This window comes from Paenibacillus rhizovicinus (assembly GCF_010365285.1).
GTDB lineage: Bacteria > Bacillota > Bacilli > Paenibacillales > Paenibacillaceae > Paenibacillus_Z > Paenibacillus_Z rhizovicinus.
This window is the reverse complement of the sequence record NZ_CP048286.1, coordinates 1,917,683-1,932,154: the sequence shown is the minus strand read 5'-3', so window position 1 is coordinate 1,932,154 and position 14,472 is coordinate 1,917,683. Positions and strand designations below refer to the sequence as shown.

12 protein-coding genes and 1 pseudogene are annotated in these 14,472 nt (G+C 56.5%); 12 read left to right on the top strand and 1 reads right to left on the bottom strand.

All coding sequences use genetic code 11. The features are described 5' to 3' along the window. The first annotated feature begins 216 nt into the window (after positions 1–216). The 4 genes and pseudogenes from GZH47_RS08865 to GZH47_RS34040 all read left to right on the top strand — a co-directional run. Complete coding sequence (locus GZH47_RS08865) at positions 217–795, top strand: LURP-one-related family protein (RefSeq protein ID WP_162639761.1); 579 nt, start codon at positions 217–219, stop codon at positions 793–795. Then, on the top strand, positions 796–1,986 hold the full coding sequence (locus tag GZH47_RS08860; RefSeq protein ID WP_162639760.1) for a winged helix-turn-helix domain-containing protein: 1,191 nt from the start codon (positions 796–798) through the stop codon (positions 1,984–1,986). Positions 1,987–2,172: 186 nt separating this feature from the next. After that, positions 2,173–2,346: a hypothetical protein gene (locus GZH47_RS08855; protein ID WP_162639759.1), complete on the top strand. Its 174-nt coding sequence runs from the start codon at positions 2,173–2,175 to the stop codon at positions 2,344–2,346. A gap of 454 nt (positions 2,347–2,800) precedes the next feature. After that, positions 2,801–2,971, top strand: a pseudogene (locus GZH47_RS34040) (GNAT family N-acetyltransferase); the annotation flags it as partial. A 103-nt stretch (positions 2,972–3,074) separates the two neighbouring features. On the opposite strand, the gene GZH47_RS08845 reads toward GZH47_RS34040, so the two are convergent. Next, positions 3,075–4,301, bottom strand: a complete 1,227-nt coding sequence (locus tag GZH47_RS08845; RefSeq protein ID WP_162639758.1) for a multidrug effflux MFS transporter — start codon at positions 4,299–4,301, stop codon at positions 3,075–3,077. Positions 4,302–4,556: 255 nt separating this feature from the next. On the opposite strand from GZH47_RS08845, the gene GZH47_RS08840 reads away from it, so the two are divergent. The 8 genes from GZH47_RS08840 to GZH47_RS08805 all read left to right on the top strand — a co-directional run bounded on the left by GZH47_RS08840 (position 4,557) and on the right by GZH47_RS08805 (position 14,433). Next, entirely contained in the window at positions 4,557–5,687 is a 1,131-nt protein-coding gene (locus GZH47_RS08840) for a glycoside hydrolase family 172 protein (RefSeq protein WP_162639757.1), read from the top strand. Positions 5,688–5,864: 177 nt separating this feature from the next. Continuing rightward, the gene (locus GZH47_RS08835) at positions 5,865–7,511 is read left to right on the top strand and encodes a beta-L-arabinofuranosidase domain-containing protein (protein ID WP_162639756.1); all 1,647 of its coding nucleotides are present in this window, start codon (positions 5,865–5,867) and stop codon (positions 7,509–7,511) included. A gap of 219 nt (positions 7,512–7,730) precedes the next feature. Next, entirely contained in the window at positions 7,731–8,624 is an 894-nt protein-coding gene (locus GZH47_RS08830) for a sugar phosphate isomerase/epimerase family protein (protein ID WP_162639755.1), read from the top strand. Further along, positions 8,621–9,715, top strand: a complete 1,095-nt coding sequence (locus tag GZH47_RS08825) for a Gfo/Idh/MocA family protein (protein ID WP_162639754.1) — start codon at positions 8,621–8,623, stop codon at positions 9,713–9,715. Before GZH47_RS08830 ends, GZH47_RS08825 begins: the two co-directional genes overlap by 4 nt. Positions 9,716–9,732: 17 nt before the next feature. Next, positions 9,733–10,539 carry a sugar phosphate isomerase/epimerase family protein gene (locus GZH47_RS08820; RefSeq protein WP_162639753.1) on the top strand — a complete coding sequence of 269 codons (807 nt, stop codon included), beginning with the start codon at positions 9,733–9,735 and terminating at the stop codon, positions 10,537–10,539. A 236-nt stretch (positions 10,540–10,775) separates the two neighbouring features. Beyond that, entirely contained in the window at positions 10,776–12,533 is a 1,758-nt protein-coding gene (locus GZH47_RS08815; RefSeq protein ID WP_162639752.1) for an extracellular solute-binding protein, read from the top strand. A gap of 103 nt (positions 12,534–12,636) precedes the next feature. Further along, positions 12,637–13,533: an ABC transporter permease gene (locus GZH47_RS08810; protein ID WP_162639751.1), complete on the top strand. Its 897-nt coding sequence runs from the start codon at positions 12,637–12,639 to the stop codon at positions 13,531–13,533. A gap of 27 nt (positions 13,534–13,560) precedes the next feature. After that, positions 13,561–14,433: a carbohydrate ABC transporter permease gene (locus GZH47_RS08805; RefSeq protein WP_162645141.1), complete on the top strand. Its 873-nt coding sequence runs from the start codon at positions 13,561–13,563 to the stop codon at positions 14,431–14,433. The last annotated feature ends 39 nt before the right edge of the window (positions 14,434–14,472 follow it).

Genomic DNA, 14,472 nt, shown 5'->3' with positions numbered 1-14,472 from the left:
GAGACCAATCAAGACCAACCAAGATCATCCAAGACCAACCAGGACCATCCGAGATCATCCAAGACCAACCAAGACTATCCAAAACCATCCAAGACCATCCTCCATGGGATGGTCTATTTGGCGCTCGTGCCGGGCCTCTCCTTTTTCTTTTAGGAAGGAGTCACCGCCAAGTTGTCGAATTTTATGTTTGGTAACTAAAGTCGCAGGAGGCTGTCCATGAATCCTAAATTCACGCATACGCAATACCTCGTCAGAAAACAGATCATGTCGCTCGCGGGAGCGAACATCGATATTTTCGACAGCAGCGGACAACCGGTACTCTTTTCGAAAATGAAAGCGTTCAAGCTGAAAGAAGATATTCGGCTGTTTGCCGACGATTCGATGCAAGACGAGCTCATTTCCATTCAGGCGCGCAGCGTCATCGATTTCTCCGCGACCTATGACGTCGTCGATTCCGCCACTGGAGAAAGGCTCGGCTCCCTTCGCCGCAAAGGCATGAAGTCGATGCTGAAGGACGAGTGGGCGATCATGGATGCCAGGGAGACAGAGATCGGGCTTATTAAGGAGGACAGCGCGCTTATGGCGCTCCTTAGAAGGTTCTTGACCAACTTGATTCCGCAGAAATTCCACGTAGAGATGGGCGGGGAGCGGGTTGCGCTGTTTAAGCAAGACCTGAATCCGTTCGTCGGCAAGCTGAATTTGGACTTTGGGCTCGATACGGACAACCGGCTGGACCGCCGTTTGGGCCTGGCTGCAGCGGTGCTGTTGGTTGTCATCGAAAGGCAGCAAGGATAGATGAGCCGCTACCGATTGACCAAGAAAGAGGCGCGAAGATTCCTTTTGTTGAAGCAGGGGCTGCTTGGAGCGTACAAGTATAAGGGCAAGGAAGGGATTCGCGAGTTCGTGAGCCGCGCCGGCTGCATCCAGTTCGACCCGATCGACGTGTGCGGCAAGAACGCCGAGCTTGTGCTGCAATCCAGAGTAGCGGGATTTACGAAAGAGCTGCTCGGGGAGCTTCTATATGAAGATCGCATGCTGGTCGATTATTTCGACAAGCAGCTCGCAATTATCGCTATCGAGGATTGGAAGTATTTCGAGAGAACGCGCGAGCGGTTCCGGCTCCAAGGCAGAAGCCGCGACAAGGTCGATTCGGTTGCCGGCGAGGTGAAGCGGTTCATACGGGAGAATGGGGCGGCTTGTTCCAAAGATGTCCCGCTCAAGGAAACGGTAGACTGGTCTTGGAGTCCGACGACGCTGTCCAGAGCGGTGCTGGAGACGCTTTATTTTCGCGGGGATTTGATCGTCCACCACAAGAAGGGCACGATCAAATATTACGCTTTGGCGGAGGATCATATCCTCCCGGCTATCTTGCGTGCCGAGGATCCGAACGAATCGGATGCGGACTATATAAAATGGCTGGTATTGCGCCGTATTCGGTCAGTCGGGTTACTGTGGAACAAACCGTCCGACGCATGGCTCGGCATCGAACCGATGAAGGCGCAGGCACGCAAGGACGCATTCGCTTCACTGTTGCAAGAGAAAGCGATCGTCGCGTGTTCCGTTGAAGGAATAGCGGATCCGCTCTATATCGCCTTGGAGGATGAGCCGCTCCTGCTTGCCGTGTTGTCTTCGACGGCTGAGCATGAACGGCGCGTAGAATTTCTCGCTCCGCTCGACAACTTCCTTTGGGACCGCAAGCTGATCAAGGCGTTATTCGATTTCGAGTATAAATGGGAAATTTACACCCCGGTCGCCGAGCGAAAATACGGGTATTACGTGCTTCCGGTTCTGTACGGAGAAGCGCTCGTCGGACGGATCGAGCTGGTCGCGGACAAGAAGGCGAAACTGTTAAACGCGGTTCGCTATTGGCCGGAGATCGAGGGGGAGCCGGACGAAGCGTTCCGCCGGATGCTTGACGAGCGCATCGAGCGGTTCGCGGCTTTCAACGGGTGTACGACGATCGCGTATGGGAAACCGTTGCCATAACACTACCTTGACAGAAACTCGACGGAAACGCTGCATGTACTGTACCCAGTACATTACATTCGCCGATATTCATCTCCTACGGGCGTCCCTTTTGCATGACTCCTTTACGTGAACCCAATCCAGTTCCCTTGTTCATGCATATTTTAATTTCGATGCATGATGACGGTGGAAAAGGATGATAGGCACGTGAAACAAAAGGGCAAACGGAAAACAACGCCGGTCAAGAAAAGAAAGAAGAGCGAGGATACGGAGCCGAATCAGATTGATTCGAACGTCAACGAGCTCGAATGGTTGGATGAGGAACAAACCAGTTCCAAAAAAACGAACGGCCAGCGACGCAAGTCCAAGAAGAGCAACTAAACGGAGCCTATCGAATTAGCCTTCCAGCAATGGCAGGCTTTTTTGCTATGGCGGATTTTAGCAGGGGCAGGCTTATACATGCAAGAATGGCGAATGGTAGGATTAAAACGAGAACGTGGTAAACATGGAATCGTTTCAATAAGGAGGGAAAGTAGTGAACGTTGCAATCATGCCCCTTGATGAATTTCTTATTCCTCCAGCCAGAAGTATGCTAGCCGGCTATTTGAATTCCTCTTCCAACGGAGTGGACGAATCCGTACCATCGCCCGAACAGCTGGAACAATGCGAACAGATTTTAACGAGGTTTCTTCATGACGGCTCGTCATCGTGTTATTTGGCCAAACAGGATCATGGATATAGGGGGTTCATTATCCTTTCTTGGAGCTTCTCGATCAGCAAAGGCTATCGGGTACTGCGAATCGAGGCTTTATATTCATCTTAGAGGCATCGAAAGAAGGGCGTTGGCAGGAAGCTGATGGAGCATGCCATTGACTTGGCTATTGCGAAAAAGGCCGCAAGATTGCAGTTGGAAACGGACGACGATAATGTCCCCGCCCGTACGTTGTACAAGCAGCTTGGATTTGAACGGATCGAAGGCAAAGTCGTATATATGGCTTTTTTATAGAGGCTGCGCCGTAAGAAAAACAGATACGAAAATCAAAGGCCACCTGCTGACAGGTGGCCTTTGGCGATTCTATGCGCGCTGAGATCATGTACGGCTAATCGCTCTACGAACCAATCTCCTTCAGTACGCCCCGTCGCGCGGATCGGGATTGCTGCGCTAAGCCGAAGTAGGCCAGCAGCGCCAATAGGCTGGTCGATAGAATGATGACGCCCATGGGAACGGCCGAATACTCGCCGGCAATGCCTACCAGCGGAGACGTGACTGCGCCAAGCAGGAACGGCAGCAGTCCCAATATCGCCGAAGCGCTTCCCGCCATATGGCTCTGGGTTTCCATGGCGAGCGAGAACGAGGCGGTAGACGTGATCCCGATGGATGCGACGAAGCAAAACAGCGGCGGAACCAAGGCGAACAGCGGCCCGTGCAGCAGAATGACCATCAATGCAATAAAGCTGGAAGCGGCGGACAACAGCAGTCCGATAAGAAGAAACCGCCGTTCCGAAATGACGTGATTCAAGCGGCCTACGAGCTGGGAGCCGATGATCAGGCTGATCCCGTTCGAGCCGAACAATAAGGCAAACAGCTGCGGCGATGCGCCGTAAATCTTTTGATAGATAAAGGGCGTCCCGGACACGTAAGCGAAAACCCCGCCGATCATGATGCCTTGGGCTAATGCATACCCGAGAAACTGACGGTCCCTCAGCAAGGTCCGAATCCCTGTCAGCAGCTGGCCGAAATTGCTCGATATCCGATTCTCCGGAGGCAGCGTCTCTTTGAGGCCGGTGGTAGCCAGAATCGCGAGCACGATTCCCACGCCGCCCAACACGATGAACACGCCTACCCAAGTCGTAAACGAGATGACGCCGCTTCCCGCCACCGGCGCGATGAGCGGAAATAGATTGTTCACCAGCATGAGCAGGGAGAAGAACCGGGTCAGTTCAGGTCCGCTGTACAAGTCGCGCACGACCGCCCTCGACACGACGATCCCGGCAGAGGCCGCGAAGCCCTGAATAAACCGCGCCGCGATAAAACAATAAATATTCGGGGAAATCGCGCAGACAAACGACATCACCAGATACAGAAGGAGCGATATAATAACGGGTCTGCGTCTTCCGTGCATATCGCTCAGCGGGCCCATGACGATCTGCCCCAGTCCGAGACCGATCAGGCAAGCCGTCAAACTCAGCTGCACGAGCGATGCTTGCGTACCGAAATCTGCCGTTATTTCGGGAAACGACGGCAAATACATATCGATTGTCAAAGGTCCCAATGCCGAGAAGGCGCCTAACAACAGGACAAGTCTCCAGCGATTGCTTTTCTTTTCTTGCTGCATGTGCGGGTTATCTCCAATGCTTTTCTTTGTTTGTGTTTTATCCGATGGCACAGGTCTTATTCTTGCATGATTCCTGGGGGATGTCGATACATACTTGACGAATTTTCCGTAAATTTAATAAACGGATGGCAAGACCTGTAGAAACGATAGAAGGTGCTGTGATCATGCGGTGTTATGCTTTACGGCAGCATGCTATCATGAGGATAATTTGAGATATCGTGATTCTCACTGATTATTCGAGGGGGGAGCCCTATAATGAAAGCGCTTGATTCCATTTATCAAGTTCGGAACGGAAGAAGATCGAAACGCGTCTCAAGCTACGACCGGTCCGGGCTCAACAAAGACTCGATTGCGATCCCGGCGGGCGAAGTCCGAGCGCTTGCGAACATCGAAGGGGCGGGCATTATCCGCCACATCTGGATCACGATCAATTGCGCGGACCGGATGATCCGGCGCAATGCGGTGCTTCGCATGTATTGGGACGGCGAGTCGGAGCCCAGCGTCGAATCGCCGATCGGCGACTTCTTCGGTCAGGGATGGGGCGAGAACTACAACTTCGCCTCGCTGCCGCTCGCCGCGGCGCCGCAGCGGGGGCAGGCGCTGAATTGCTATTTTCCGATGCCGTTCGGGAACGGAGCCGTCATTGCGGTCGAGAACGAATCGTCCGAACCGATCGAGTCCTTCTATTACTGCATCGATTACGAGGAACATGATGAATTGCCGGAGGAAGCCGGCCGGTTTCACGCGCAGTGGCGGAGGGAGCTGACGGGCGCCGATCCGATTGACGGAGAGAACGAGGGGCTGGAGCTCGTGCCGCAGCAGCCGAATTGCACGGATGCGGGCAACTATGTATTCGCCGATATTCGCGGCAAGGGCCATTTTGTCGGGATCAACTACTACGTCGATAACCCCAGTCCGATGTGGTACGGCGAAGGGGATGACATGTGGATGATCGACGGCGAGGCGTGGCCGGGATCCATGCATGGCACCGGAACGGAGGATTTCTTCAACACGGCCTGGTGTCCGAAGGAGATTTATTCGCACCCTTATTTCGGCTGTGCCAAGGTGAACGGCGAAACCGGATTTCTCGGACGTACGCATGTCTATCGGTTTCTGCTGGAGGACCCGGTCTACTTCGAGCAATCGCTTCGCGCCAGCATCGAGCATGGGCATAACAACGTGCTTACGCTTGATTTGGCAACCGTCGCCTATTGGTATCAGATCGAACCGCATCAGCCGTTCGCGAAGCTGCCGGGCAAGGAGGGCAGGCAGAATATGCCGATCCTCAATTTGCACGACATTCATTATTGGCGGCACGAGTACCGCAAAGCATTCGGGAACGGAACGACGCTGTGGGGGAACGAATGGCGGCCGAAGCGGGACTAGCACGGCAAGCTCGTAATAGGCAATCGGAGTGCCCGGCGAGCATGCTGCTTATACGGCTAAGCCGAAGTCGCCGCATGCTTCGCAGGATGTCAACAGAAAGCAAGCGATGTCAACATCGTCGTCTAGTACGGATGACGATCCGTCCACTATAATTTCTGTTGAAAGGCGGAGATTCTTATGAAATCGATACAATTGGAGCGCCTGTCGCTTGATGGCGATCTGCGCGACCGTCTGGCGGCGAGCGCCTCGCGATTGGCCGATTCGCTGTACGGACCCGATGAGGTCTTCAAGCCGGCGAGCTACGACTGGCCTGGCGACAACGAAGGCAGAACGCTGCTGGCCCAAATCTTGACCGCCCGTGCCACGGGTACGGAGCCGCTGCATACGGCGGCGATTCTGGCCAAGCTGCCGGAAGGCGTGAATGAACGCGGCTATTTCGGCAGTATCTTGCCGGAAGGGATGACGGATGAGCAGCAGCTCTCGGGCAACAGCTGGTATTTGCGCGCTCTCGCCGAGCTGTATGCGTGGAAGAAGGAGCCTGCCGTTCTCCGCCTAATCGAACAAGTCGTTACGGGGCTGATCCTGCCTGCCAAGGCGCATTTCGACCATTACCCGACCGATCCGCAGGAGCGCGCGAGCGAGGGAGAGGCCGCAGGCAAGCGGGGAGATAAGCCGGTACGGAATTGGTACTTGTCGACGGATATCGGCTGCGCGTTTATTATGCTTGACGGCGCTGCGCATGCTTACGAGCTGCTCGGATGGCCGGAATTGAAAGAAACGATCGAAGCCATGATCCGGAAATTTCTATCGATCGATCTCATTGGCATCAGCGCGCAGACGCATGCGACGCTGTCGGCGCTGCGCGGGATGCTCCGCTACTATGGCATGAACGGCGACGCCGGCCTGCTGGCTGCGGCCGAGCGCATATTCGAATTGTACGTCCGGGAAGGCATGACGGAGAACGGCGCCAACCGCAATTGGTTCAACAGGCCTTGGTGGACGGAGCCGTGCGCCGTCGTCGATTCGTTCGTGGCCGCGGTCGAATTGTGGCGCCGCACTGCGAAGCCGGAGTACTTGGAGACCGCCCATCTGATTTATTTCAACGGGCTCAGCCACGGCCAGCGGCCGAACGGCGGCTTCGGCTGCGATAACTGCGCGGGTTCGAAGGAACGGGACCTGTATGCGCTGGAAAATGTATACGAAGCGTATTGGTGCTGCACGATGAGAGGCGGCGAGGGACTCTCGCGCGCGGCGGAATACGGCTACTGGATGGACGGCAACCGCGTAACGGTGCCGTTCTATCACAACGGAACCGCCGCGCTTGCATTAGATGCCGGGGATGTGGTCATCCGGCAGTCGACCTCGTATCCCTACGCGGGGCAGGCAGCGTTCGAAGTGCTGAGCGCCCCGGCGTCATGTGCGGCAACGCTCCGGTTCTACGTGCCGCAGCATGCGGTCCCGGGAACGGCGGCCATTCGCATGAACGGTGTGAGATTGGACGCCGTAAGCGAGAACGGTTTCTTGGAGGTTCAGGCTGAACTGCGCCCAGGCATGCGATTGGAGCTGCGATTCGAGCTCGGATTGGTTCGCGTTCCGGCAGCGCATGCGCCCGGATTCCCGGATGCCTTCACGCTGCGGCATGGCGTACTGCTTCTGCGGAGCAGGCGGAACGAGGCGGAGCCGGAGCTCGGCCCGCTGACCTATTCCGAGAACGGCAATTACAAGGACGCCGGCGGAGCGGTCGTGCTGTCACCAGTATTTATCCCCATTCGTCTTAACGACAAAGAGACGGTGCTGGAGCGAAAAGCGATTTTGTTCGCGTAAGGAGCTCGAGTCCTGATCCCGTATATGCTACCAGCGGCAGCTCGCATAAAGAGCCATCCAGGTCCTTCGCCTGTATGGCTCTTTCCATTCATCCGGCGCAATCGGCCCGAAATGTCAACAGAAAGCATGACAAGTCAACATCCTCTTCTAGCGGATGCTTTTGCCGCGAGTCTATACTTTGGGTGGGTTTTGAAATGCGATGGATAAGGAGCGAGCATAATGTCTGCAAGCAGCAGCAATAAACTTACTCGAATGGGCCGTTGGGGGTATGCGGGCCCGTGGTACGGAAGCTTAATAGACAAGTCCGAGCAGGAAAAGTCCGAAAACCCGTTGCTTGGCAAGCTGAACATGCTGCGGCGCTTCGGGCTCGAGGTGCTCACGGTCGGGTTGAACGAATGGCATGCGCTGCCGGAGCAGCAGCGCCGGCGAGTGGTCCGCCTTCTCGATGAATATGGCATGCAGCTGGCTGTCCATATCGGTTATCCGTACATTACGGCGAGCGATGAGGAAGTCGTGATGAACAACGAACGGATTCTGGAGGGGCTTTCCCGCCTTGCCAAGGATCGGCAGCCGGTTATTGTCGCCACGGAGCCGCGCTACAGCCATCGTTTCGATAAAAGGATGCCGCTGGAGCATGCGCTTGAACGGCTGTCGAAGTCGATTGCGCCGATCGCCGCGGGCTGCCGCGAGCTCGGAGTCAGGCTCGGCATTGAAAATCATGGCGATTTCTACTGCTCGGATCTCGTGCAGGTATGCCGGGAGACGCCGGATTTATATATGTTCCTCGACACGGGCAATACGTTCCTCATCGGGGAGCGGCCGCTGGAAGCGTTCAAGGCTGCGGCGCCTTACGTGATCGGCGCGCATTTCAAAGATCACAAGGTGCGTCCGAGGCTGGACGCGAGGCCGCTGCATTTGGAGATCGGGCCTTCCGCGCTTGGCGAAGGCGACGTGCCGCTGCAGGCTTGCTACGATTTGTTGTGCGAGCAGGCGCCATATCCGGATGAACTCGTGATGGAAATCGAAATGATCTGCCCGGAAGACGAATCGCCTGTCGATTGCCTGAACCGATCGCTTGCTTACATTCGAACGTTGGACGGTGAACAAGGATGAGCAACAGTAACAGCGGGAACAGCGGCAACAGCGGCAACAGCAGCAACAGCAGCAACAGCGGCAACGGCGGCAGCAAGCTGAAGGCGGTCGTGGTCGGCTGCAACATGGGGAAGAATCAAGCGTACGCGCTCGCGCAACTGCCCGAATACGAGCTGGCCGCCTTATGCGACTTGCAGGAGAGCACGGCACGCAAGATTGCGGACAACAGCGGGAGTCCGGCCGTGTATACGGATTTCGCGACGATGCTCGCCGAGGTTCGGCCGGACGTTGCCGTCATTGCCACGCCGAATGGCAGCCATGCGGCGCTGTCGCTGCTCGCGGCGGATGCAGGCGTCAAAGGCATATATTGCGAGAAGCCGATGGCGATCCAATTAGGCGACGCCCGAAAACTCGACCGTAAATGCAAGGAACGGGGCATTACGCTCGTCGTCGGCCATCAGCGGCGGATGACCGCCGTCTACCGGACGATGCGCGAATTAATGGATGGCGGGGCGCTGGGCGAGATCCGGCTGATTCGCGGCATGTGCGCCGGCGATCTGCTTTCGGACGGCACGCATGCGATCGATTCGATGCTCTGGTTGCTGCATGACGCTCCGGTCCGCCGCGTGTTCGGACAGTTGCATCGGCATCTGACCCCCGCGTTCACGGGCAAACGCTACGGGCACGATGTGGAAAGCGGTGCGATGGCCGTGCTCGAATTCGAGGGCGGCGCGCGCGGCGAACTGTTCACGGGGGACTTGCGCGTACCGGGCAGCGGCTACCAGGATATTGAAATCATCGGCAGCCAAGGCCGGCTGTGGCGGCGCGGCGACGGCAGCCAGCCGCCGCTGCTGCTGTCGGATGAGCAGGGCGGCTGGCGTCCGGTAACCGTTGCCGAAGAGAGCGGCTCCATATTCTTGGAGGTGTTCCGCGCGATGGCGGAATCGATCCGCACCGGAGCCGCTCACCCGATGTCCGGAGCGTCGGCGCTTGCCGGCCTGGAGGCGCTGATGGCGATTTTCGAATCGGCCAGAAGGAACGCGGCTGTGGAGCTGCCGCTTGCGGAGGAGCGTTTTCCGCTGGAAGTGATGATTGCCGAAGGCCGGCTATAAGAGAGGAGCAAACGACATTGACGATAGCATGTTCCACCTCCATCCGCTCCGGCAGCGCGCTCGAGACGGCGCTGGCCGCAGTAAGCGGATTAGGTTTCAGCCAGGTCGACCTGCTGGCGATCGACGGATGGGTGCATATCAACCCGAGCGATCTCGTGAAAGATTGGGAGGGCGGGCTCGCCAGGCTGCGCGGTCTGCTGGTCCAATACGGTCTTGCTCCGCTCGTGCTGAACACGGCGACGGGGCCGCAGCTGCACGACAGGTCCGAGCAGTCCAGCCGCAGGCGAACCGATGAAATCAAAGCGATCATCCGCCTCATGCACGAATACGGCATAACGCTGGCTGCGATTCAGCCGCGCAACAATGACTCGGACAGACCGTGGTCCGACGTGTTGAAGGATTGCGTGGCGACGCTGCGCGAGTATGAATCGCTGGGCAGGGAAGCGGGCGTGACTTTCGCGCTGGAGCTGCACGTGAACAGTCCCTTCGAAACGTTGGAACAAGCGAAGCGCCTGACCGATGCGATGCCCGAAGTTCGGCTTGTATACGATCCGAGCCATTTCGTCATGCAAGGCATCGCGATTCGCGAGACGGAATGGCTGATGGACTTCGCAACGCATGTCCATCTGCGGGACGCCTCCTTCGGCTGCATGCAAACCGGCTTCGGCGCGGGCGGCGTCGATTTCGATTGGGTACTCGGTACGCTGGCTGCCAGAGGCTATACGGGCCACTTCTCCATCGAATATTTGGAGGAAGGCGGAACCGATTGGACCGCGGATATTCTGATGCTTCGCGACCGGATTGCCGCGTATTTCCCTGAATAAAAATAGGGCGATTCGAAGCCGAAGCCGGACCTGAAGCCGAAGCCAGCCCCTGGAGTTGGACCGGGCCTGAAGCGGTTCGGATCGCCGGCCTCATAGAGACAATATTGACATTCCTGATCCTCCGTTTACAAAGGTAAACGGAGGTCATGACGAGTCAATACTTTCACATTTCTTGGCCGGTCCGTCTCCGTTATGATGAGGCGGCAAGGGAAAATGACAAAGGGAGGCAACAAGCAATGAAACACACGAAGAAGCTCATGATGCTCACGCTTATCCTTGTTCTGGCGCTCGTTTCGGCTTGCTCGAAGTCGGACGATAACGGCAACGGCGGCAGTGCCGGCAACAATGGAAAGGCGGGCAGCGACGCAGCTGCCGACAACAACGGAAAAGCGGCAGCCAATGCGGACAAAGCAGGCAACGCAGGCAATGCGGCACCGGCCGACATTAACGCGAAATACGATCCGCCCATCACGGTGACGGCCGTACGCGATCAAGACGCATCGATCGCATTCAAGGAAGGCGAAGACTTCGACAACAACAACTGGACGAAAGCCTACCAAGACGAGCTCGGCATTACGATCAAGCACAACTGGATCGTACCGAGCGACCAATATGACGCCAAGCTGAACATTGCAATCGCTTCCGGCGATTTGCCGGATATTTTCAAAGTCAACGGTTCCCAGTTGAAGCAGCTCGTAGATGCGGGCATGCTGGCGGATCTGACGGACGTTTATCAGAACTATGCATCCGAGCTGACGAAGAACGCGATCGAATCCGGTCCGCTGGCGAAGGCGGCAGCGACGTTCGACGGCAAGCTGATGGCCATTCCGCCGGATGAAAGCGGATACGAGGGCGGTTTGAACCTCCTCTTCCTCCGCAGCGATTGGATGGAGAAGCTGAACCTGGCGAAGCCGACGACATGGGCGGAACTGGAGACGGTGATGGACGCCTTCGTTAACCAAGATCCGGACGGCGACGGCAAGAAGGATACGTTCGGCTTGGCGCTTACGAAGGACCTGTACAAGAACGGCGTGGCGGAATCGACCGGCGTGTTCAATGCCTTCGGCTCGCACCCGAACATCTGGATCGAAGGCGCGGACGGCACGATCGTATACGGCGGCATTCAGCCGGAAACGAAGACCGCGCTTGCGAAGCTTCAGGAAATGTACAAGAAAGGCTGGATCGACCCCGAGTTCGGCGTCAAGGACAGCGGCAAGGTCGGCGAGGATTTCGCGAATAACAAGGTCGGCGTAGATTTCGGCGCCCTGTGGAATCCGCTGTGGCCGCTGCAAGACAGCGTAACGAAGAATCCTACAGCGAACTGGAGCGTATCGCCGGCCGTATCGGCTACGGGCGCGCCGGTGCAATATTCGGCGGATCTCAGCTTCAACGAGTTCATGGTCGTGAACAAGAAAATGAAAAACCCGGAAGCGTTCATCAAGCTGATGAATTTCGGCAACGACAAGCTCTACGGCGGCACGGCCGACCCGAACGTATTCCATTCGGAGAAGGTCGGCGACAAGCAATACGACCATTTCAAAATGAACGTCGTCATCGTCGGCGGCTCCAACCCGATCGGCGGCAATTTCGGCCATTACAAGAAAGTAACGGCTGCGCTCGCGGCGAACGATCCGGCCGGACTGAATCCGGAGCAGAAGGACTACTACGACAAGATCGTCTCGTTCAACGGCGGCGACCGCACGAATTGGGGAACGATGCGCGTCTTCGGGCCCGACAGCGCCTACAGCACGATTGAAGGCGTGTACCAGAACAAAGAACAGAATTTGAAATTCACGAAATTCTACGGCGCTCCGACGAAAACGATGGCAGCCAAGAAATCGACGCTGGATAAGATGCAGCTCGAAACGTTCACCAAAATCATTCTCGGCGGGCCGATCGACGAGTTCGACAAGTTCGTAGCGGACTGGAAGAAACTCGGCGGCGACCAAATCACGCAGGAAGTGAACGATTGGTCGGCACAGCAAAGCAAATAGAAGCCGATCCGGTTCGGAATCGGGAAGAAGAACGATGGCGTCCGACAAGACCGGGTCGTCTTCTTCTTGCTCCGGCCGGACAACCGAATGTGGAGGACGAACAATGAATAAAAATCGCATTAGCCAGCTGCCCTTCCATCTTATGCTTCTGCCGGGCGTCTTTCTGGTGCTCGTCTTCAGCTACGGCCCGATGTTCGGCATCATCATGTCGTTCGAGCAGTATATTCCGGCCAAGGGCTTCACGGGCTCCGAATGGATCGGGCTCGACAATTTCCGGTACGTGCTGGATATGCCGGATACGTTCACCGTCTTATGGAACACGATGTACATCGCGATGATGAAGATCGTGGCAGGACTCGTGTTTCCGATTCTGATCGCGCTGCTGCTGAACGAGGTGCGCAAGAACGTCGTCAAGCGGACGATTCAGACGTTGATCTATCTGCCGCACTTCCTGTCCTGGATCATTCTGGGCGGCATTCTCATCGACGTGCTGTCGCCGTCCTCGGGCATCGTGAACCATTTTCTAGGCATCTTCGGCGTGAAACCGATCTACTTCCTCGGCAACAACCATTGGTTTCCTTTCACGATCGTCATCAGCGATCTGTGGAAGGAATTCGGATTTGCGACCATCGTTTATTTGGCGGCGTTGACCTCGATCAATCCGGTGCTCTACGAGGCCGCGATCGTCGACGGCGCGAACCGTTGGCGCCAGACGCTGCATGTGACGCTGCCGGGCATGACGCCGATCATCGTCCTGCTGCTGACGCTTAGCCTGGGCAACGTGCTGAACGCGGGCTTCGATCAGATCTTCAACTTATATTCGCCGCAAGTGTACGAAAGCGGAGACATTATCGACACGATGGTCTACAGGCTCGGCCTTGTCGACGCGCAGTTCGGTCCGGCTGCCGCGGTAGGACTATTCAAATCCGTCGTTTCGTTCGTCTTTATCTCGGTTTCTTATTTGCTGGCCTATCGTTTCGCTAACTACCGCATCTTCTAGAGGGGAGCATGCCGCTTGAACTTTCATATGACCACCGGACAAAAAACGTTTAATTGGTTTAACCATGTTTTTCTGATCGCGCTCTCCGTGCTTTGCATTCTGCCGCTCATTCACGTCCTGGCGATTTCGCTCAGCGACAAGACGGCCGCATCGGCGGGCGATGTCGTGCTGTGGCCCGTCCACTTCACATGGCAGTCCTATTCGTACGTGCTCGGCAAGCCCGAGTTCATGCGCGCGTTCTGGATCACGATCGAGCGGGTATTGCTCGGCATCCTGGTCAATATGTTCCTGACGATTCTGCTCGCCTATCCGCTGTCCAAGGAAGCGCGGGTGTTCAAATACCGGACGGCGTATGCCTGGTACTTCGTCCTGACGATTCTGTTCAGCGGCGGACTGATTCCGACTTACATGGTCGTCAACCAGACCCATTTGATCGATTCGATCTGGGCCTTGATCATTCCCGGCGCGGTGCCCGTATTCAATGTCATTCTGCTGCTGAATTTCTTCCGCGGGCTGCCGAAGGAGCTGGAGGAAGCCGCGTTCGTCGACGGCGCCAAGCAGTGGACGGTACTGTGGAGGCTGTTCGTGCCGCTGTCCACGCCGGCGCTGGCGACCATCTCGCTGTTCACGATCGTCGGCCATTGGAATTCGTGGTTCGACGGGCTTATTTATATGAATAAGCTTGAACATTACCCGCTGCAAAGCTACTTGCAGACGGTCATCATCAAGACCGACCTTGCGATGCAGTCCTCCAAAGATTTGAACTCGCTGTCGCAGGTGTCCGAGCGTACCAGCAAAGCGGCGCAGATTTTCATGGGCGCGCTGCCGATCTTGATTATCTATCCGTTCTTGCAGCGTTTCTTCGTCAAAGGGATCGTGCTCGGAAGCGTGAAGGAGTAACGGGTAACCGATAACCGATAACGGCTTTTTTTGCACAGA

Excerpts from the sequence above, each read along its gene's own strand:
- GZH47_RS08860 (WP_162639760.1), top strand. The coding sequence starts at position 796 with ATGAGCCGCTACCGATTGACCAAGAAAGAGGCGCGAAGATTCCTTTTG.
- GZH47_RS08835 (WP_162639756.1), top strand. The coding sequence starts at position 5,865 with ATGAAATCGATACAATTGGAGCGCCTGTCGCTTGATGGCGATCTGCGC.
- GZH47_RS08865 (WP_162639761.1), top strand. The coding sequence starts at position 217 with ATGAATCCTAAATTCACGCATACGCAATACCTCGTCAGAAAACAGATC.
- GZH47_RS08815 (WP_162639752.1), top strand. The coding sequence starts at position 10,776 with ATGAAACACACGAAGAAGCTCATGATGCTCACGCTTATCCTTGTTCTG.
- GZH47_RS08830 (WP_162639755.1), top strand. The coding sequence starts at position 7,731 with ATGTCTGCAAGCAGCAGCAATAAACTTACTCGAATGGGCCGTTGGGGG.
- GZH47_RS08810 (WP_162639751.1), top strand. The coding sequence starts at position 12,637 with ATGAATAAAAATCGCATTAGCCAGCTGCCCTTCCATCTTATGCTTCTG.
- GZH47_RS08825 (WP_162639754.1), top strand. The coding sequence starts at position 8,621 with ATGAGCAACAGTAACAGCGGGAACAGCGGCAACAGCGGCAACAGCAGC.
- GZH47_RS08845 (WP_162639758.1), bottom strand. The coding sequence starts at position 4,301 with ATGCAGCAAGAAAAGAAAAGCAATCGCTGGAGACTTGTCCTGTTGTTA.
- GZH47_RS08840 (WP_162639757.1), top strand. The coding sequence starts at position 4,557 with ATGAAAGCGCTTGATTCCATTTATCAAGTTCGGAACGGAAGAAGATCG.
- GZH47_RS08805 (WP_162645141.1), top strand. The coding sequence starts at position 13,561 with ATGACCACCGGACAAAAAACGTTTAATTGGTTTAACCATGTTTTTCTG.